Annotated in this window: 13 protein-coding genes; 3 read left to right on the forward strand and 10 right to left on the reverse strand. The window is 63.3% G+C overall.

The genetic code is table 11. The features are described from left to right. Nucleotide 1 precedes the first annotated feature (1 nt). On the forward strand, nucleotides 2-1,045 hold the full coding sequence (gene purM, locus AC07VL_RS05465; RefSeq protein WP_494804932.1) for a phosphoribosylformylglycinamidine cyclo-ligase: 1,044 nt from the start codon (nucleotides 2-4) through the stop codon (nucleotides 1,043-1,045). A 75-nt stretch (nucleotides 1,046-1,120) separates the two neighbouring features. Here purM and AC07VL_RS05470 read toward each other — a convergent pair whose 3' ends face one another. Both AC07VL_RS05470 and AC07VL_RS05475 read right to left on the reverse strand, forming a co-directional pair. After that, nucleotides 1,121-2,452: an MFS transporter gene (locus AC07VL_RS05470; protein WP_494804933.1), complete on the reverse strand. Its 1,332-nt coding sequence runs from the start codon at nucleotides 2,450-2,452 to the stop codon at nucleotides 1,121-1,123. 162 nt (nucleotides 2,453-2,614) lie between these two features. Then, the gene (locus AC07VL_RS05475) at nucleotides 2,615-4,231 is read right to left on the reverse strand and encodes a GMC family oxidoreductase (RefSeq protein ID WP_494804934.1); all 1,617 of its coding nucleotides are present in this window, start codon (nucleotides 4,229-4,231) and stop codon (nucleotides 2,615-2,617) included. Between the two features lie 164 nt (nucleotides 4,232-4,395). On the opposite strand from AC07VL_RS05475, the gene AC07VL_RS05480 reads away from it, so the two are divergent. Further along, nucleotides 4,396-5,244: an IclR family transcriptional regulator gene (locus tag AC07VL_RS05480; protein ID WP_494804935.1), complete on the forward strand. Its 849-nt coding sequence runs from the start codon at nucleotides 4,396-4,398 to the stop codon at nucleotides 5,242-5,244. On the opposite strand, the gene AC07VL_RS05485 is transcribed toward AC07VL_RS05480, so the two are convergent. The 8 genes from AC07VL_RS05485 to AC07VL_RS05520 all read right to left on the reverse strand — a co-directional run bounded on the left by AC07VL_RS05485 (nucleotide 5,241) and on the right by AC07VL_RS05520 (nucleotide 17,592). Beyond that, a complete protein-coding gene (locus AC07VL_RS05485) occupies nucleotides 5,241-6,455 on the reverse strand; it encodes a 6-phosphofructokinase (RefSeq protein WP_494804936.1) in 1,215 nt (404 codons plus the stop codon). The two genes, AC07VL_RS05480 and AC07VL_RS05485, sit on opposite strands and share 4 nt — an antisense overlap. A gap of 33 nt (nucleotides 6,456-6,488) precedes the next feature. Continuing rightward, entirely contained in the window at nucleotides 6,489-8,549 is a 2,061-nt protein-coding gene (locus AC07VL_RS05490; protein WP_494804937.1) for an alpha/beta hydrolase family protein, read from the reverse strand. Between the two features lie 60 nt (nucleotides 8,550-8,609). After that, complete coding sequence (locus AC07VL_RS05495) at nucleotides 8,610-10,649, reverse strand: alpha/beta hydrolase family protein (RefSeq protein WP_494804938.1); 2,040 nt, start codon at nucleotides 10,647-10,649, stop codon at nucleotides 8,610-8,612. 170 nt (nucleotides 10,650-10,819) lie between these two features. After that, a complete protein-coding gene (locus AC07VL_RS05500) occupies nucleotides 10,820-12,886 on the reverse strand; it encodes a S9 family peptidase (protein WP_494804939.1) in 2,067 nt (688 codons plus the stop codon). 99 nt (nucleotides 12,887-12,985) lie between these two features. Then, nucleotides 12,986-15,034 (reverse strand): sodium:solute symporter family protein, encoded by a 2,049-nt coding sequence (locus tag AC07VL_RS05505; protein ID WP_494804940.1) that lies wholly within the window; start codon nucleotides 15,032-15,034, stop codon nucleotides 12,986-12,988. Beyond that, nucleotides 15,031-15,345: a DUF4212 domain-containing protein gene (locus AC07VL_RS05510; protein WP_494804941.1), complete on the reverse strand. Its 315-nt coding sequence runs from the start codon at nucleotides 15,343-15,345 to the stop codon at nucleotides 15,031-15,033. The genes AC07VL_RS05505 and AC07VL_RS05510 overlap by 4 nt, the downstream gene beginning before the upstream one ends. After that, nucleotides 15,338-16,876, reverse strand: a complete 1,539-nt coding sequence (locus AC07VL_RS05515) for a sensor histidine kinase (protein ID WP_494804942.1) — start codon at nucleotides 16,874-16,876, stop codon at nucleotides 15,338-15,340. The genes AC07VL_RS05510 and AC07VL_RS05515 overlap by 8 nt, the downstream gene beginning before the upstream one ends. Beyond that, nucleotides 16,873-17,592 carry a response regulator gene (locus AC07VL_RS05520; RefSeq protein WP_494804943.1) on the reverse strand — a complete coding sequence of 240 codons (720 nt, stop codon included), beginning with the start codon at nucleotides 17,590-17,592 and terminating at the stop codon, nucleotides 16,873-16,875. The genes AC07VL_RS05515 and AC07VL_RS05520 overlap by 4 nt, the downstream gene beginning before the upstream one ends. Before the next feature lie 244 nt (nucleotides 17,593-17,836). On the opposite strand from AC07VL_RS05520, the gene recA reads away from it, so the two are divergent. Further along, the gene (gene recA, locus AC07VL_RS05525; protein WP_494804944.1) at nucleotides 17,837-18,943 is read left to right on the forward strand and encodes a recombinase RecA; all 1,107 of its coding nucleotides are present in this window, start codon (nucleotides 17,837-17,839) and stop codon (nucleotides 18,941-18,943) included. Nucleotides 18,944-19,139: the final 196 nt, after the last annotated feature.

Consider the following 19,139-nt stretch of genomic DNA (forward strand, 5'->3'; position numbering starts at 1 on the left):
CATGAACCAGACTTCTAATGTTTCCCTTTCCTACCGTGACGCTGGCGTCGATATCGACGCGGGCGACGCTTTAGTCGAAGCAATCAAGCCGTTTGCCAAGCGCACCCTGCGCGAAGGCGTGATGGGCGGCCTGGGCGGTTTTGGCGCCATGTTTGAAATCAGCAAGAAGTACAAGGAACCGGTGCTGGTCTCGGGCACCGACGGCGTGGGCACGAAATTGCGCCTGGCGTTCGAATTGAACCGCCACGACACGGTCGGCATCGACCTGGTCGCCATGAGCGTCAACGATATCCTGGTGCAAGGCGCCGAACCCCTGTTCTTCCTCGACTACTTCGCTTGCGGCAAGCTGGACGTGGCGATTGCCACCGACGTCATCAAGGGCATCGCCCAGGGTTGCGAGCAGGCCGGTTGCGCGCTGATCGGCGGCGAAACGGCGGAAATGCCGAGCATGTACCCGGCCGGCGAATACGACCTGGCAGGCTTTGCCGTCGGCGCCGTGGAAAAATCGAAAATCATCGACGGCACCAAGATCGCCCCGGGCGACGTGGTGCTGGGTCTGGCCTCGTCGGGCGTGCACTCGAACGGTTACTCGCTGGTGCGCAAGATCATCGAAGTGGCGAAACCGGACCTGGAAGGCGACTTCCATGGCCGTAAGCTGGCCGACGTGCTGATGCAGCCGACGCGCATCTACGTCAAGCCGCTGCTGGCGCTGATGGATGCCATGGAAGTCAAGGGCATGGTGCACATCACCGGCGGCGGCCTGGTGGAAAACATCCCGCGCGTGCTGCAGCCCGGCCTGGTGGCCGAGCTGGACTCGAAGGCATGGACCATGCCGCCGCTGTTCACGTGGCTGCAACAGCACGGCGGCGTGGCTGACGCCGAGATGCACCGCGTCTTCAACTGCGGCATCGGCATGACCGTCATCGTCTCGCAGGAAAACGCGGACGCCGCCATCGCCCAGTTGCAAGCGGCCGGCGAAACCGTCTCGCGCATCGGCACCATCCGCGCCCGCGTGGGCGAGGAGCATCAAACAGTTGTTATCTAAGCTGTCGCTTGAACAAACAAGGCAGGCACTCGCAAGAGGCCTGCCTTTTTTTTACGCCGCGATCTCTTACCGCGCTTACCGCGCGTGCGCCGGCTTCATGCGGCCATCGGGCTGCGAGCCTCCTTTCCCGATCATGGCCACGCTGACGGCCGAGACGAGGGAGGCGAACAGGATGTAGCCGACGATGTGCCACGGTTCGCCATTGCCTGTCTTTAGCAGGTAGGTGGCGATGATGGGCGTCAGGCCGCTGGCGAAGATGCCGGAGAACTGGTACACGAAGGAGATGCCCGTGTAGCGTACCTTGGCGTCGAACAGGTCGCAGAACAGGGCCGCTTCCGGGCCATACACGGCCGAATACAGCACGCCCAGCGGGATGATCACGGAACACCACAGCAGCAGGGGATTGTCGGCGTGGTTGAGCATGATCCAGAAGGCGGGAATGGCCGACACGCCCGTGATCAGCGAACCCCAGAAAAATACCTTGCTGCGGCCGATGCGGTCCGACAGGCGGCCGAAGAAGGGGATGCAGAAGCACATCACGACGGCCGACGCCATCACGCCCATCAGCGCTTCCGTGCGGTCTATCTTGATGGTGTTGGTCAGGTAGGTGATGGAAAAGACGCCGAAGATATTGAAAAACACGCCGTCGATATAGCGCGCGCCCATGCCTTTTAATACATTGCCCGGATAGCGTTTCAAGAGGTCGAAGAAGGGGATCTGCGTCTCCGCGTTCTTTTCCTTCACAGCCTGGAATTCCGGCGTTTCCATCACGTTCAAACGTATCCACATGCCGATGAAGACGAGGGCCGCCGACAGGATGAAGGCCACGCGCCAGCCCCACGACAGGAACTGCGCATCCGTCAGGCTGTACGACAGGATCGCCACCACGCCGGAAGCGAGGCACAGGCCGATGGCCAGGCCGATCTGCGGCAGGCTGGCATAGAAGCCGCGGTCCTTCGGCGGCGCGTATTCGTACGCCATCAGCACGGCGCCGCCCCATTCGCCGCCCAGGCCGATGCCCTGCAGCACGCGCAGGAACAGCAGCAGGCCGGGCGCCCAGTAGCCGATATGGTCATAGGTGGGCAGCACGCCGATGAGGAAGGTGGAGATGCCCATGATCATCAGGGTCATGACCAGCATGCTCTTGCGGCCGATCTTGTCGCCGAAATGGCCGAAGATCACGCCGCCGATGGGGCGCGACAGAAAGCCCACGGCGAAGGTGCCGTAGGCCAGCATGGTCGAGACGAGCGGATCGCCGCCCGGGAAATACAGCTTGCTGAACACGATGCCGGCGACGACGCCGTATAAGAAAAAGTCGTACCACTCGATGGTGGCGCCGATCACGCTGGCCATCACGACTTTCCGCAGCTCTCTGGCCTTTTTCGGATGGTTCGGATTGTTGTCCATATCTAGTCTCCAATCGATATCGATTATGTATTTTTTTTAGATGGTTGGCTTGCTGCCGCCGCGCGGATGGCGCGGCGGCCGGTACAGGCGGGCCGGTTGCCCGCCGCTGGCATCCTCCTTGGTCAGGTGGAATTCGGTGGAATGGGATCGCCGAGGGGCGGGTCAGGCCGCCTGCGGCAGCCGCACGGCGTCCGCGAGGATCATGTCGGCGGCTTTTTCGGCGATCATGATGGTGGGCGCGTTGGTGTTGCCCGAGACGATTTCCGGCATGATCGACGCATCGACGACGCGCAGGTTCTGCATGCCGTGCACGCGCAGGCGCGCATCGACGACGGCCATGGCGTCATGGCCCATCTTGCAGGTGCCGCTGGGGTGGTAGATGGACTGGCTGAAGCGTCGCGCCGCGTCCAGCAGCTGCGCGTCCGTCTCGAATTGCGGGCCGGGCACAAATTCGGCAATGATGTGCGGCGCCAGCGACGGCGCGGCGGCGATTTTTCGGGCCACGCGCAGGGCGGCGATCGCCGTCTGCTGGTCGCGCGGGTCGGACAGATAGTTGGGATAAATGCCCGGATAGGCGAAGGGATCGGCGGACTTGATCGATACGTGGCCGCGGCTGTGCGGGCGCAGCTGGCACACGGACGAGGTGAAGGCGGAAAACGGATGCGCGCCTTCGCCCGGCTTGTCGGCGCTCAGCGGCTGCATGTGGAACTGGATGTCGGGCCGCGTGACTTCCGGCGAGGATCGGGTAAATACCGTCACCTGGCTGGCCGCCAGGGTCAAGGGGCCGGAACGCGAAAACACATACTGCATGCCCACCCACAGCTTGCCCCACAGGCTGTTGACTTCATCGTTCAGGGTTTTCAGGCGCGTCTTGAAGACCAGGCGGATCTGCAAATGGTCTTGCAGGTTCTGTCCCACGCCGGGCAAATCGTGCACCAGAGGCACGCCCACCTCTTGCAGCAGGGCGCGCGGACCCACGCCCGAGCATTGCAGGATCTGCGGCGAGCCGATGGCGCCCGCGCATAAAATCACTTCGCCGCTGGCGCGCGCCTGGCGCAGCTGGCCATCTTGCCGGTACTCGATGCCGACGGCGCGCTTGCCCTCGAACAGCACGCGCGTGATCTGCGCCCGCACTTCCACGCGCAGGTTGGCGCGCTTGCGGGCCGGGCGCAGAAAGGCTTTCGCCGTGCTCCAGCGCAGCCCGTTGCTGGCCGTCTGCTGGAAGTAGCCGACACCTTCCTGCGTGGCGCCGTTGTAGTCCGCATTGAAGGGGATGCCGCTTTCCGTGGCGCCGGCAATAAAATGCTCGGCGATGGGACGGCGCAGGCGCAGGTCCGACACTTTTAACGGGCCGCCCACGCCGTGGTAATCGCTGGCGCCGCGTTCCTGGTCTTCCGATTTTTTAAAGTAGGGCAGCACCTCGGCATAGCTCCAGCCTGCGTTGCCCAGTTCGGCCCAACGGTCGTAGTCTTCTTTCTGGCCGCGCACGTACAGCAGACCGTTGAGCGAACTGGAGCCGCCCAGCACCTTGCCGCGCGGCCATTGCAGCTGGCGTCCGGCGATACCGGCGTCCGCTTCAGTGCGGTAGCACCAGTCCAGCTTCGGGTCGTGCATGGTCTTGAAATAGCCGACCGGCACGTGTATCCACGGATTGTTGTCCTTGCCGCCCGCTTCCAGCAGCAATACCTGGTTACGGCTGTCGTGCGACAGCCGGTTGGCCAGCACGCAGCCCGCGGAACCGGCGCCGACGACGATGTAATCGTAGTGTGTTTGCAACATGGTGCTTGTCTCCTGCGTTGCGGCATCGCAGCCGCCTCGACGGGCGTTTTTTGCGATACACTGGTCTTTATTAATTGTTTTTGGAACGTCTGGTTCCATTTATAAAAGACGTGCAGCACCGGAACAAGCGGAAAAAGCCGCATACGCGAGAGGTGAAACAGAACATGCATGATGCGTTTCAAAAACGGCCGGCCGAGGCCGAAGAGAGTGGTGCGGCGGGTGGACAGACAGGCGCCGCTGCCGCGGCCAGTCATGGCGACGAGGCGCGCGGCTTGCGCGTGCTGCGCCTGATCGAGCACCTGGCCAGCGCCAGCCAGCCGCTGACCCTGTCGCAGCTGGCCGCGCGCATGCAGGTGCCCAAGGCCAGCATGATGCGCCTGCTCGACACCCTGGAACAGCACGGCTATGTGCTGCGCACCCCCGTGGGGCGCGGTTATGTGCCCGGTGCCGCGTCCACCAACCTGGCGCTGGCGACCCTGCGCAACAATGCCCTGATCCGCGTCAGCCGCAGCATCCTGGGCAGCCTGGTGGCGGCCACGGGCGAGACGTGCAATCTGGCCATTCCAGAGGGCAATGCGATCGTGTACGTGGACCGGGTGGAAACGCAGGAGCCGCTGCGGCTGCACCTGGTGCTGGGCACGCGCGCGCCCATGCATTGCACGGCCAGCGGAAAGCTGTTCCTGGCGCACATGAGTTTGCTGGAGCGGCGCGAATTGCTGGCCATGCTGACCCTGGAGGCGCGCACGCCGAAGAGCATCACGGATCCCGTGCTGCTCGAGCGCGAGATCGTGCGCATCGCGCGGCTGGGCATCGGCATCGATGACGAGGAATTCGTGCACGGCATGGTGGCCGTGGCCGTGCCCATCTGCGCGGCCGACGGACGCATCGTGGCGGCCGTCGCCTGCCACGCGCCCGTGGCGAGAAAGTCCGTGGAGCAATTGCTGCAACATGTGCCGCAATTAAAAGAAGCGGCCGTCAAGCTGCGGCCGCTGCTGCTGGCAGAAAGCAGCTAGGGTTTCAGGACCTTTGCTACCTTGGCCGCCCTGAGGCGGAACGCATCGGGCATGCCCGAGCCCAGCAGCGGACGCAGATACAGGCGGAAGGCATCGGTCACGTCCGTGCCGCTGGCGCTGATGAATTCGTCTTCCATGGTGCGCGTCCTGCCCGCCACGTCGGAAAGGGGCAGCAGTTCGTAATCGACGGAATAAAAACCCGTGCGCTTGATGGCCACGGAACCGTCGCGCTCGCCCCACATGGCGAACTGCACGGCCTTTTCGCCCACTTCCCGCGCTTCGCGTTGATCGATATCAGAGACGCAGCCGATGAAGGAGCGCTGCAGATAGCCGAAGGTATCGCCGCGCACGCGCTTGATGCCCAGCCTGGCCTTGATCTCGTCGCACAGCAGGTCGGCCAGCGCGCCCGTGCCGGACAACTGCACGTTGCCGTGCGCATCGCGCTCCACTTCCTTGGCCAGCAGGCTGGCGATCGGCTCGCCCGACGCATCGTGGATGCCTTCCGAGACGGCGATCACGCAGCGGCCATACTTTTCATAGGTGGCTTTCACGTCGGCGAGAAATTGATCCAGCGCAAAGACGCGTTCGGGCAGGTAGATCAGGTGCGGACCGTCGTCGGGGAACTTCTTGCCCAGCGCCGAGGCTGCCGTCAGAAAGCCCGCGTGGCGGCCCATCACCACGCCCACGTAGACGCCGGGCAGGGCCGCGTTGTCGAGGTTGGCGCCGGCGAAGGCCTGGGCGACGAAGCGCGCGGCGGAGGGAAAGCCGGGCGTGTGGTCGCTGCCGACGAGGTCGTTGTCGATGGTTTTCGGGATGTGGATGCAGCGCAGCGGGTAGCCGGCCTTGTGCGCTTCCTCGCTGACGATGCGCACCGTGTCGGACGAGTCATTGCCGCCGATGTAAAAGAAGTGTTCGATCTCGTGCGCGCGCAAGACTGCGAAGATTTGCTGGCAATAGGCGATGTCCGGCTTGTCGCGCGTGGAACCGAGCGCCGACGAGGGTGTGGCGGCCACCAGTTCCAGGTTGTGGCTGGTTTCCTGCGTCAGATCGACGAATTCTTCATTGACGATGCCGCGCACGCCGTGCAGCGCGCCATACACGCGCGTGACGTGCTGGAAGCGCCGCGATTCCAGCACCACGCCCACCAGCGACTGGTTGATGACGGCGGTGGGGCCGCCTCCCTGGGCGACAAGAATTTTTCCAGACGGCATGGGAACTCCTCGGGGCTAGAATGGCCCTCCAGCCTACTCCATTTTTGCCGGAGCGCTGGATTTTCCGATATGTTTATCGAGGAATTGTTCGCTCTGCTGCCAGAAATCGGCATGGGTTTGCGGCAGCACCCAGTCGTGCCCTTCCTCGCCATACTCTATCCATTGGGCGTGGGCATTGGTCTTGCGGATGACATCGAATAGTGCGCGCGCCTCGGACAGGGGCACGATATGGTCGGTGTAGCCGTGGGCCATCAGCAGCGGGGCGCGGATGCGTGCAGGCTGCTGGCGCGGTGAATTATCGCGCAGCAAGATCTTGTCCTTGTCCGCATCACCCAGCAGCATGGCCAGCGTATAGCTTTCATTGCTGTTACGCAAAGCGTCATCGAGCCACCAGTTGACTTCATCCTTGAGTTCCCGCAAATCGGGGATGCTGGACCAGGCTATGCCGCAGCGAAACAGGGCCGGATCGCGCCCCAGTCCCATCAGCGTGGCATAGCCGCCGTAGCCGCCGCCGGCCAGGCAGATGCGCTGCGGATCGGCGATGCCTTCGGCAATGGCCCAGTGCGCTGCATCGGCGATATCGTCCTGCATGGCCAGGCCCCATTGTTTCCAGCCGGCGCGGAAATGGCGCGCGCCCAGTCCCGTGCTGCCCCTGTAATCTGGCTCCAGCACGGCATAGCCGCGCGATGCCAGAAACTGGCTGGGCGGATTCCATCCCCAGGCGCCCCGCTCCCAGGGACCATCATGAATCAGCACCACGAGCGGCAACTGGCGGTTGCCGTCCTTGGGCAAGGTCAGCCAGGCGGGCATGGTCAGGCCGTCGCGGGCTTTGACGTGCATCAATTGTCTTGACGCCATGTGCTCGGCGGCGACGGCAGGGAAAGCCTTGCCCAAGGGGATCAGCTTGCCGCTGGCCCGTTCGAACAAGCGATAGATGGGGGGCTGGACATCGGACCAGCTCGATACGAGCACGAAGGGCGCGTCGGCGCGTAGCGCCACGCTCAGCGTATTGACCGTAGCGGGCAGGCGCGTATTGATGGTTTGCTGCATGGCCTGCATATCCGCGTCGAGCCACAAGGTGGTTTCCGCATCGGTCCGGTAGCGGATACCGAGTAACTTCGTATCGTCATGCACCATGGTGGCCTCGATATCATAGTCGGGCGAGGCGAGCAGCGGGGCGCCATCGAGCCGCTGGCCTTGCTGGTCGAATCGGTATAGCGCTAGCTTGTCGCCGCCATTGCGCGCATACACGTACAACTGGCCGTCCGGCGCCAGGAACGCGGGGGCGATGGCTTCGCCGGCGGGATCTTGCGGTATTGCCTGTGCCAGTTTGCGCCAAGTGCCGGCTGGCCGGTCAAAGGTGTAGGCCATGTTGCGCTTGGCTGCGAATTCCTTGTCCATGCGCCAGGCGACGCCTGAGTCGCTCATCCAGTACAGCAGGTCTGGCGGCATGTTCACGGTTTCGTAGCCGCCCGTCAGCGTGTTGAGACGGCCGGTCGAGGTGTCGGCGATCGAGTTCAGTGCGCTCAGATGGGTGCGCCAGACATACACGAAATCGCCTCGCTGCGCGCTGATGTCATCGATCAGGAAGGTCGACCATGGCTGCAGCAGCATGCCAGGCTTGTCGCGCACGATGCCTTCGCGGGTGGCCAGTTGACGATAGCCGCTACCATCCTTGTTCACGGCAAACATACCTGAAGCAAACCGTTGCCGTCCCTGGCCGCGCTGCCTGTCCACCAGACCGTAGGCCAGGCGTTCGTTATTGACCCACTGGAAGTTGGCGATATCCGCATCGTTGAAGTAAGCCACCACCGTGGCTTGCATGCTTGCCAGGTCCAGCACGCTCAGGCGCACGCGCTGACGCTCGCCGGCCGGCAAGACCCGCATGGCCAGAGAGCGCCCATCGGGCGACAGCGTGGCGCCGCTCAGCGAGCGGGGCGCAAAGAACAGGCTTGCCGGCAGTGCGGGCGCGGCGGCCGGAGCGGCAACTGCCGTTGCCCTGCCTTGTGCCTGTGCAAACGGCGGGGCGGCGAGCGCGAGCGCGAGGGAGAACAGCCCGCAGGAGGAGAGCACGCGCAACATTGGTAACTTCATTCTTTCCATTCCTCGGTGATTCGTGACAGCATAGGGAGCAGTCCCAACTGCTGCAGGACGTTACTGGCTGGCGCCGCCAGGCCCGATATGGCGCGTCAGAAATTTCTCCACGCGCTGCCAGAAATCGTAGCGGGTGGCCGGCAAGGCCCAGCCGTGGCCTTCCGTGGCATATTCCACCCATTCCACCTGTGCGTTGGTCTTGCGCACGGCATCGTAGAACTGGCGGCCATGGGGCAGCGGCACGCGCTGGTCGGCGCTGCCATAGGCCAGCAGCAAGGGTTGCGTGATGCGCGCCGCCTGCTGCAACGGCGAGGTGGCCTTGAACTGGGCCGCATCCCTGACCGGGTCGCCGATCAGGATGGGCATGCCGTATTGGCGGTAGTGCTCGGACACGTCCGAGTAGCCGCCCCAGCTGCCATTGCGCAGCAGCTCAATGTCGGTGACGCCGATCCAGTCGATGCCGCAGCGGTACAGGTCCGCGTCGTTGATCAGGCCCATCAAGGCGGCATAGCCGCCATAGCTGGCGCCGGCGATGCAGATGCGCTGCGGGTCGGCGATGCCTTCGGCTATCGCCCACCGCGCGCCATCGGCGATGTCATCCTGCATTTTCAAACCCCATTGCTTCCAGCCTGCCTGGAAGTGGTGCTGGCCGTAGCCCGTGCTGCCCCGGTATTCCGGTTCCAGCACCACATAGCCGCGCGAGGCCAGGAATTGGCTCTCGGCATTCCAGTTCCAGCTGCCGCGCACCCAGGGGCCGCCATGCACGAGCACTACCATGGGGCGCTTTTTTGCCCCTCCCTTGGGGATGGTCAGCCAGGCTGGAATGTCGAGACCATCACGGGCCTTGTAATGACGCAAGTCCTTGTTGGCCATTTGCGATGGCAGGATGGCGGGACGGGCGCTGCCCAGTACGCTCAGGCTGCCCGTCTCGCTGTTGAACAGGTGGTAGGTGATGGGCATGGTGTCGGAAACGCTGCGCACGAGGATGAAAGGCGTGGCCGAGCGCCAGCCGGTGGACAGGCTGTTGATGCTCATGGGCAGCAAGGCGTTGACCTGCTTTTGCATGGCTTGCATCTTTTCATCGAACCATAGCGTGGTTTGCGCATCGGTTTCATAGCGCAAGCCCAGCAGGCCGCCGCTGCCGCCCAGCATTTCCGCCTGTACGTCGAAGTCGGGCGAGGCGACCAGGGGCGTGTCATCCAGGCGATTCTTCGCCAGGTCATAGCGGTACAGCGCCAGCTTGTCGCGGCCATGTTGCGCATGCACGTACAGCGTGCCGTCGGGGGCGAAGAAGGCGGGCGTGAAGGCTTCCTTGCCGCCGCCATAGGCATCGAACTGGAGCAGCTTGCGCCATGGCGCATCGCTATTGTCGCGATAGTGGATTTCTTCCTGCGCGCCGTTGCGCACCTGTGCGATGCGTAGCTGGCCTTGCTTGTCGAACAGCCAGCTGCGCGTGCCGGGCGGCTGCGCGACAGTCTTCGCGATGCCGGTACTGGTGTTCAGGCGCAGCAGCGCCAGGTCGTTAATTTCGCCGGGACGGGTGAATTCCGGCTGGGCAACGAACACGTCGTCCGATTGCTGGTCGCCAATGCTTTCCAGTAAGAAAGTGTTCCACGGCAGCATCAATATGGCGCGCTTGTTTTGCCGCACATCGGTGCGCGTGACGAGTTGCCGGTAATTGCTGCCATCGGCATTGACGGCGTACAAGCCAGGACCGTAGCGCAAGGCGCCCTGTGCCAGCTGCCGGTCCGCCAGGTCGAAGACGAGGCGTTGATTATTTACCCAGCGAAACGTATTGACGTCGGCATCGCTGAAAAAGGCGACGACCTTGACTTGCATGCTCGCCAGTTCCAGCACGGCCAGGCGTACGCGCTGTCCGGGAGGGGCCACGCGCACGGCCAGCAGGCGGCCGTCGGGCGAGAGGATGGCGCCGCTGAAGGCGCTGTTGTCGAAAAAAACCTCGATGGGTATCATGGCGCCCGCTGTGGTGGCGGGCGTGGCAGCCGCGGCTGGCGGCGCATCGGCCGCCCATGCTGCTGGTGCCGCAGTCAGGGCGTACAGCGAGGCGAGCAGTGCTGTGTACAGCTGTTTGGCAAGCATGTTTTCCTTGTTGGATCGTGATGACGAAGAAACGTCAGTGTGTGAATGTGCGTGCAAGCAGTCCGCCATTGCGTTGCCGTGGGCGGCCAGCTGGGCCGGCAGAGGCGGCAGGCAAAGTATTGCTCCAGGGAAGAGGGCCGGGCGCCCATGCCGCAGCGCCCGGCATGTGCTTATGGTGCGGCTGGCGGTGCCGTGGTGGCTGCGGCACCGGACGTGCCCGCCGCTGCGGGGCCGATGCTGCGCGCCAGCAGTTTCTCGGCGCGGGTCCAGAAGTCGATATTGTTCTTCGGCAAGGCCCAGCCGTGGCCTTCCTCCTGGTACACCACCATTTCAACCTGGGAATTGGTTTTCTTCACGGCATCGTGGAAGGCGCGTCCATGGCTGATCGGCACGCGCGTGTCGGCGCCGCCGTAGCCGAGCAGCAAGGGTTGCTTGATGCGGGCCGCCTGTTCCAGTGGCGACGTGGCTTTCAACTGGGCCGCATCGGCGACGCGGTCGCCCACCATGTCGTTCATGCCGAATTTCTTATAGGAATCGCTGAGGTCGGAATCGCCGGTCCAGTGGCCATCGCGCATCATGTTGATGTCGGTCACGCCGACCCAGTTGATGCCGCATTTGAACAGCTCGGGATCATTGACCAAGCCCATCAGGGTGGAATAGCCGCCATAGCTGGCACCGGCGATGCAGATGCGCTGCGGGTCCGCATAGCCCTTGGCAATGGCCCAGCGGGCGCCATCGGCGATGTCGTCCTGCATCTTCAAGCCCCATTGCTTCCAGCCTGCCTTGTAGTGTGCCGCGCCGTAGCCCAGGCTGCCGCGATAGTCGGGTTCCAGCACGGCATAGCCGCGCGAGGCGAGAAACTGCGTTTCGGCGTCCCAGTTCCAGTGGCCGCCGCGCATCCACGGTCCGCCATGAACCATCACGACCATGGGCAGGTTCTTGCCGCCGTGGCCCTTGGGCAGGGTCAGGTAGGCAGGGATTTCCAGGCCATCGCGCGCCTTGTAGCGCACCATGGTCTTGGGCGACATGCGCAGCGGGTCGATGGCCGGTTGCCTGCCGCCCAGCGGCATGAGCATGCCCGTTTCCTTGTTGTAGATCAGTGCGGCACCCGGTTCGATATCGGACGAGGCGCTGACCAGCACGAACGGCGTCTGCGCACGGGTCGGCACGGAGAGGATGTTGACGGTATTGGGCAACAGGGTATCGATCTTGGCCTGGATGGCATTCATGTCCTTGTCATACCAGAGGGTGCCCTCCGCATCCGTTTCATAGCGCAGCCCCAGTAACTTCTTGTCATTGTTTACGGGCTGGCCGTTGAAATCATATCCGGGCGTATCGGCCAGCGGTGTCGGCCTGATGGTCGCCGTTTGCAAGTCATACAGGTACAGCGCTTCGACGCCCTTATAGGCGGCGCGCACGTAGAAATTGCCGCTGGCATCGAAGAAAGCGGGAGTGAAGTCGCCTTTGGCAGCGTGGAAGATGTCGCTTTCATGCAGCTTGCGCCATGGCGTCTCGGCATTGTCACGATAGTAAATCGTCGATTTCTTGTCGTCGGACGTCGTGGCGATGCGCACTTCGTCATGCTTGTCCATCATCCAGCCCTGCGCCTCGTTCAGCGAGGCGGCCAGCTTGCTGATGCCCGTGACCGTATTGAGGCGGTGTACGGTGTTGGATGGCTTGCCGGAGGTGCTCCATTGCGTCTGGGTAACAAATACGTCGTCCGTGCCGGCCATGTTGCTGGTGCTGAGCAGGCGCGTATTTGCGGTCAGCATGGCGCGCGAACTGTTCAGATTCTTTCTCGAAAAAGTATTGCTGACCAATTGACGATAGCCGCTGCCATCGATATTGATTGCATACAGGCCGGGACCGTACTGCACGTCTCCCTGGGCGATGTTGCGGTCGGCGACGCTGTAGATGACGCGCTGGTCATTGACCCAGGCGATGCTGGCGATATCGGCATCCTCGAACGAGGTCAGGCCGCTCACTTTCATGCTCGGCAGCTCGACGGTGTACAGCTGCACGCGCCCGCCCTTGGCGCTGACGAGCACGGCCAGGTGGCGCCCGTCGGGAGACATCACGGCGCCGCTGAAGGCGTTGTTGTTGAAGAAATCGCCGATCGGGATGGCGGCGCTGCTGGCGGCCTTGGCGTCCGTATCGGCGTAGGCTGGCAGGCTGGTGGAGGTGACAAGGAAAAGGGTGCTGAGTGACAAAGTGAAACGGGCCAGGCTGGACTGCATGGATGCTCCTGTCGGGGGTTATTAAATACAGTATTTATTTTGAACACTGTTTCCCTCAGGCTATCATTTGGCCGTCCTTTTTACCAGTCTCCCTGGTAATTATTCCGGCGCCCGGATATGCTCGACCAGCCCCGTGCTGCGGCGGCCCGGCGCAGGCGTCAGCCAGCTGATCAATATGGCGGCCGCCAGGCCGGCCGGTACGCCGAAGATGCCGGCGGAAATGGGGGCGATATGCAGCCATTGTCCACTCGCATTGCCACCCAGCATGGTGCTCGTGTGCAGCATGTAGTACAGGCACACGCCAAAGCCCGTGAACATGCCGGCCAGCGCGCCCTGGTGGTTGGCGCGCTGCCAGAAGACGCCCAGTACCAGGGGCGGGAACAGGGTCGATGCGGCCAGCGAAAAGGCGATGCCGACGAGCGACAGGATGTCGGCGGGCTTCTGTGACGCCGCATAGGCGGCGATGAAGGCCACGGCCAGCAGCAGCAGTTTGGAAATGGTCACGCGCTTTTGCGTCGAGGCGGTGGGATCGACCACCTTGTAATAAATGTCGTGTGACAAGGCATTCGAAATAGCCAGCAGCAAGCCATCCGCCGTCGACAGGGCGGCGGCCAGGCCGCCCGCCGCCACGAGGCCGGAAATGACATACGGCAAGCCGGCGATCTCGGGCGTGGCCAGCACCAGCACGTCCGCGTCGATGGATATTTCTGCCAGCTGCACGATGCCGTCACGGTTCACGTCGACGATGCTGATGAGGGGGCTGAGCTTGTCCACGTTGGCCCAGTACGACACCCAGGTGGGCAGGTTGCTGTATTGCGTGCCCACGAGCGCCGAGTAAATATCGTACTTGACCAGCACGGCCAGCGCAGGAATCGTGAGGTAGATCAAGAGGATGAAGAACAGGGTCCAGAACACGGACACGCGCGTGTCGTGCACGGACGGCGTGGTGTAGGATCGCATCAGGATGTGGGGCAGGGCAGCCGTGCCCAGCATCATGCAAAACACGAGGGCCAGAAAATTGTTGCGCTTGATGTCGGACTGCGCCCGGTCCGGCGCGGGGAAGGGCTGCGCATGGGGCGTGATCGGCTCGGCGCGTTTCTGGTTGTTCGCCTGCGCCGCCTGCCACAGCACGCGCGCTTCCTCCGGGCTTTTCGGATAGGCGATCAGGGCGCGTTCCGCATTGCGGATGTCGAACAGCGAGGTATTACGCTGACGCAAGTTATCGAGCTGGCGCTGGGCGGCCAGGTGGCCTTGCTCCCAGGAACCGGGCAAGCCGTCGATGCGTGCCTGGTAGCTTTGCGCGCGCTGGCGGAAGATGGCGCGCACCTCGATTTCCCTGGGGTCGCTCTCCAGCACGTGCTCGCGCGCGCTCAGCTGGGGCAGCACCTTGCCGTAGGCGATCTGCGGCACGGGATTGTCCGCATGCTTGACGGACAGCCACATGGCGGGAATCAGGAAGGCGATGAGGATGATGATGTATTGCGCCACCTGCGTCCACGTGATGGCGCGCATGCCGCCAAGAAAGGAGCAGACGAGGATGCTGGCCAGGCCGAGGAAGATGCCGACAGAAAAATCCACGCCCGTGAAGCGCGAGGCGATCAGGCCGACGGCATAGATTTGCGCCACCACATAGGTAAACGAGACGATGATGGTGGCTGCCACGGCCACCACGCGCACGGCCGCGCCGCGGCCATCGCGGCCGCTGCCATAGCGGGCGGCGAGGAAATCGGGGATGGTGTACTGGCCGAACTTGCGCAGGTAGGGCGCGATCAGCAATGCGACCAGGCAATAGCCGCCCGTCCAGCCCATGATGAAGGCCAGGCCGTCGAAGCCGTTCAGGTACAGGCCGCCGGCCAGGCTGATGAAACTGGCTGCCGAAATCCAGTCGGCAGCCGTGGCCATGCCGTTGAACATGGCCGGCACCCGGCGTCCCGCCACATAGTATTCGGTGACATTCGAGGTGCGGCTGATGACGCCGATGGTGGCATACAGGGTGATGGTGACGAGCATGAACAGGTAGCCGATCCACGCGCGCGGCATGCCTTCCTGTTCCAGCACCGTCAGGGCCAGCAGGAAGGCGGCGAAACCGGCGGAAAACAGCAGGTAGTAGCGGCATAGCCGGGCAAAGAAGGTGGGTTGTCCGCTCATGCCTGTTCCTCGGCATGAAAAGCCCGGTCGAGACGCCGCATGCGCCAGGCATAGAAGGCGATGATGGCCAGGTACACCAGCGAGGCGCCCTGGGCCGCCATGTAGAAGGGCAGCGGCCAGCCGAACAGGTTCAGGTGCAGCAGTTCACGGGCAAAGAAGACGGTCAGAAATCCCGTCAGCAGCCAGATGGCCAGCAGGATGGCCGTCAGGCGCCGGGTTTTCTTCCAATGTGCGGCGCGGCGCTGCTGCAACGCGGGGCCGGGCACCTGCGGCGGCCGCGCCGGCGCGGCGGGAGGGCTGGGCTTATCCATACGTGATGTCATCCTCTTCGGGGGCGTCCGGCAGCAGCAGGGCGATGCTCAGGCGCAGCAGGGTGCCCGGCAATTTCGGCGAGGTGGCGCGCGGATTGTTAAAAATGTCGACTTCGGCGCCGTGCTGCTGGGCAATTTCGCGCACGATGGCCAGGCCCAGGCCGCTGCCTTCGGCATTGCTGCCAAGAATGCGGTAAAAGCGTTCGAACACGTGCGCCCGCTCGGTCTGCGGTATGCCGGGTCCCGTGTCCTCCACTTCCAGGATGGCCAGCTCCGGCGTGCTGCGCACGCGCACGGTGACGCTGCCCCCGGACGGCGTGTAGCGCAGGGCATTGTCGATCAGGTTGCTCAGCAGCTCGCGCAGCATGATGGCATTGCCGGAAATCATGATCGAATACGGGGATTGCTCGAAGCCCAGGTCGATATGCTGGGCAAACGAGGCCTGCACCCAGTCCTGCACCGCGCCGCGCGCCAGTTCGCCCAGTTCGATGGGCTCGAAGGCGGTGCCCGCCTGCGGCTGGTTTTCCGCGCGCGCCAGGGCCAGCAGCTGGTTCACCAGGCGCGTGGCCGCTTCCGAACTTTTCGCCAGTTGCAGCAGCGAGCGGTGGATCTCGTCGTGGTCGGTCTGGCGCAAGGCCAGTTCCGACTGCATGCGCATGCCGGCCAGCGGCGTCTTCATCTGGTGCGCCGCGTCGGCGATGAAGCGCTTCTGCATGTCGATCGACAGCGACAGCCGTGCCAGCATCTCGTTGAGCGAACCGACCAGAGGCGTGATTTCCTCGGGCACCTGGCCCGATTCGATGGGAGACAAATCGTCGGGTGGCCGCGCGCGGATGCGTTCCTGCAGCTGCGCCAGCGGCGACAGGCCACGCGCCAGGGCAAACCAGACGAGGGCCAGGATGACGGGCAGGATGATGAACTGCGGCAAAATCACGCCCTTGATGATTTCATTGGCCAGCTGCGCCCGCTTTTCCAGCGTTTCGGCCACCTGCACCAGCGCGCGGCGCGGTTCGTCCTCGGTGCTGGAAGGCATGTCGAGATAGGTAAAGGCCACGCGCACGGGCGCGCCGTGGATGGTGTCGTTGCGGAACAGCACCGTGCCGCTGCGGTATTTGTCCGGGTCCTGCGGCGGCGGCAAGTCGCGGTCGCCGTCGAGGTATTCGCCGCGCGCGCCCACCACCAGGTAATACAGGGTATCGACATCGTCGCCGCGCAGGAAGTCGCGGCCCTGCTTGCTGCTGTGCTTGTCGGGTACGCGGCGCAGCATTTCGCCGTCGGCCTGCTTGACCTGCTGGGTCAGCACGGTGACGCTGTCTTCCAGCGCATGGTCGAAGGGCTGATTGGCGATGCTCTTGGCCACCAGGTAGGTGATGGCGATGCTCATCGGCCACAGCAGCAGCAGGGGCGCCAGCATCCAGTCGAGGATTTCGCCGAACAGCGAGTGCTCGATGGTGTCGTCCTCCTCCGTCGTGGGCGGCTCGAACCAGTCGTCGTCGACGGCTTCGTCCGGCGGCGCCTCGGGTCCCTTCACTTGCTGGAGGGAGCAGCGGAGTCGGCCGCCTCGGCGTGCAGGCGCGCTTCCGAGTATTTCTCCAGGCAGTAGCCCAGGCCGCGCACGGTGGCGATGCGCACGCCACCCACTTCGATCTTCTTGCGCAGGCGGTGCACATACACTTCGATGGCGTTGTTCGACACCTCTTCGCCCCACTCGCACAGGTGGTCGACCAGTTGCTCTTTTGAAACGAGCCGGCCCGTGCGACCCAGCAGGATTTCCAGCAGGCCCAGTTCGCGCGCCGACAAATCGAGCATCTGGTCGTTGATATACGCGCTGCGGCCCACCTGGTCATAGCTGAGCGGGCCGTGCTTGATGATGGTGGCGCCGCCGCCGGCGCCGCGGCGCGTCAGGGCGCGCACTCTTGCCTCCAGTTCCGACAGGGCGAACGGCTTAGCCATATAATCATCGGCGCCCAGGTCGAGGCCATTGACGCGCTGCTCGATGGAATCGGCGGCCGTCAGGATCAGCACGGGCAGCAGGGAAGCGCGTGCGCGCAGGCGGCGCAGCACTTCCAGCCCCGACATCTTCGGCAGGCCCAGGTCGAGGATCAGCAAGTCGAATTCCTGGGTGGACAGGGCCGTATCGGCTTCCTGGCCATTCTTGACGTAGTCGATGGCATAGCCGGACTGGCGCAGCGAACGGGTCAACCCATCGGCCAGGACGCTGTCATCTTCGGCAAGTAAAATACGCATGGTGAGGCTTCCTCTGCTTGCAACATCGGGACATCAGAAGTCTATATTGTGTTTCATTTTCCGCAAGGTGGCGAGTTTTTGTGAAAAACAAGGGCTGTATTGATCTGTTTCAAAACAAATCCACGTTCCGCTTGCATTGATCACTGTTTTTTTATACAGTGGTGTCTGTAACGAATTTAACCCCCGCGCTGAATTTAACTCACGGAATTTAACCGACGCGCTAAATGTCAGGCTGAAAGAACATATGGACGATAAAAAAGCTGTAGTACCCGCATCGGAAAAAGCCAAGGCGCTCGCCGCCGCACTGGCGCAGATCGAGAAGCAGTTTGGCAAAGGTTCGGTCATGCGCATGGATGCCAGCGCACCGATTGAAGAAGTGCAAGTCGTGTCGACCGGTTCGCTCGGCCTGGATATCGCGCTGGGCGTGGGCGGCTTGCCGCGCGGCCGCGTGGTGGAAATCTACGGTCCAGAATCGTCGGGTAAAACCACGCTGACCCTGCAAACCATTGCTGAAATGCAAAAACTGGGCGGCACCTGCGCCTTTATCGATGCCGAGCACGCGCTGGACGTTGGCTACGCGCAAAAGCTGGGCGTGAACCTGCATGAATTGCTGATCTCGCAGCCGGATACGGGCGAGCAGGCGCTGGAAATCTGCGACGCCCTCGTGCGGTCGGGCAGCGTCGACCTCGTCGTCATCGACTCCGTGGCCGCACTGACGCCACGCGCCGAGATCGAAGGCGACATGGGTGATTCCCTGCCGGGCCTGCAAGCGCGCCTGATGTCGCAAGCGTTGCGCAAGCTGACCGGTTCCATCAACCGCACGAATACCCTGGTCATCTTCATCAACCAGATCCGCATGAAGATCGGCGTGATGTTCGGCAGCCCGGAAACCACCACCGGCGGCAATGCCCTGAAATTCTACGCGTCCGTGCGCCTGGACATCCGCCGCACCGGCTCGATCAAGTCCGGCGATGAAGTGATCGGCAACGAAACCAAGGTCAAGGTCGTCAAGAACAAGATCGCGCCACCGTTCAAGGAAGCGCACTTCGACATCCTGTACGGCGCCGGCACGTCGCGCGAAGGCGAAATCCTGGACCTGGGTTCGGATGCCAAGATCGTGGAGAAATCCGGTTCGTGGTACAGCTACAACGGCGAACGCATCGGCCAGGGCAAGGACAACGCCCGTGCCTTCCTGCAAGAGCGTCCGGCCTTGGCCCGCGAGATCGAAAACAAGGTCCGCGCCTCGCTGGGCGTGCGCGAACTGCCGCCGCTGGCTGCTGAAAAGCCGGAAAAAGCCGATAAGGCGGTCGACAAGGCAGCCAAGGCTGCGGAAGCGAAGGCCGCCGAGTAGTTACGCCGATTACACCTATCAAAACCTGCTGCGCGTCGAAATTTGCGCTCTGCGATGCTCGCTGACTCGGCGTCCCCGTACCATCGTACAGTTGCGCTTCTCAAGCCAACGGCGGCGCCAGGCCTTTCTTCCGCTCGCTACGGTTTTGCTAGGCGTTGTGAAGGTAACTATTCAGTACCAGCTGCGCTCGCGTGGC

The sequence above is a fragment of the Janthinobacterium sp. GW821-FHT03C08 genome (genome assembly GCF_059420905.1).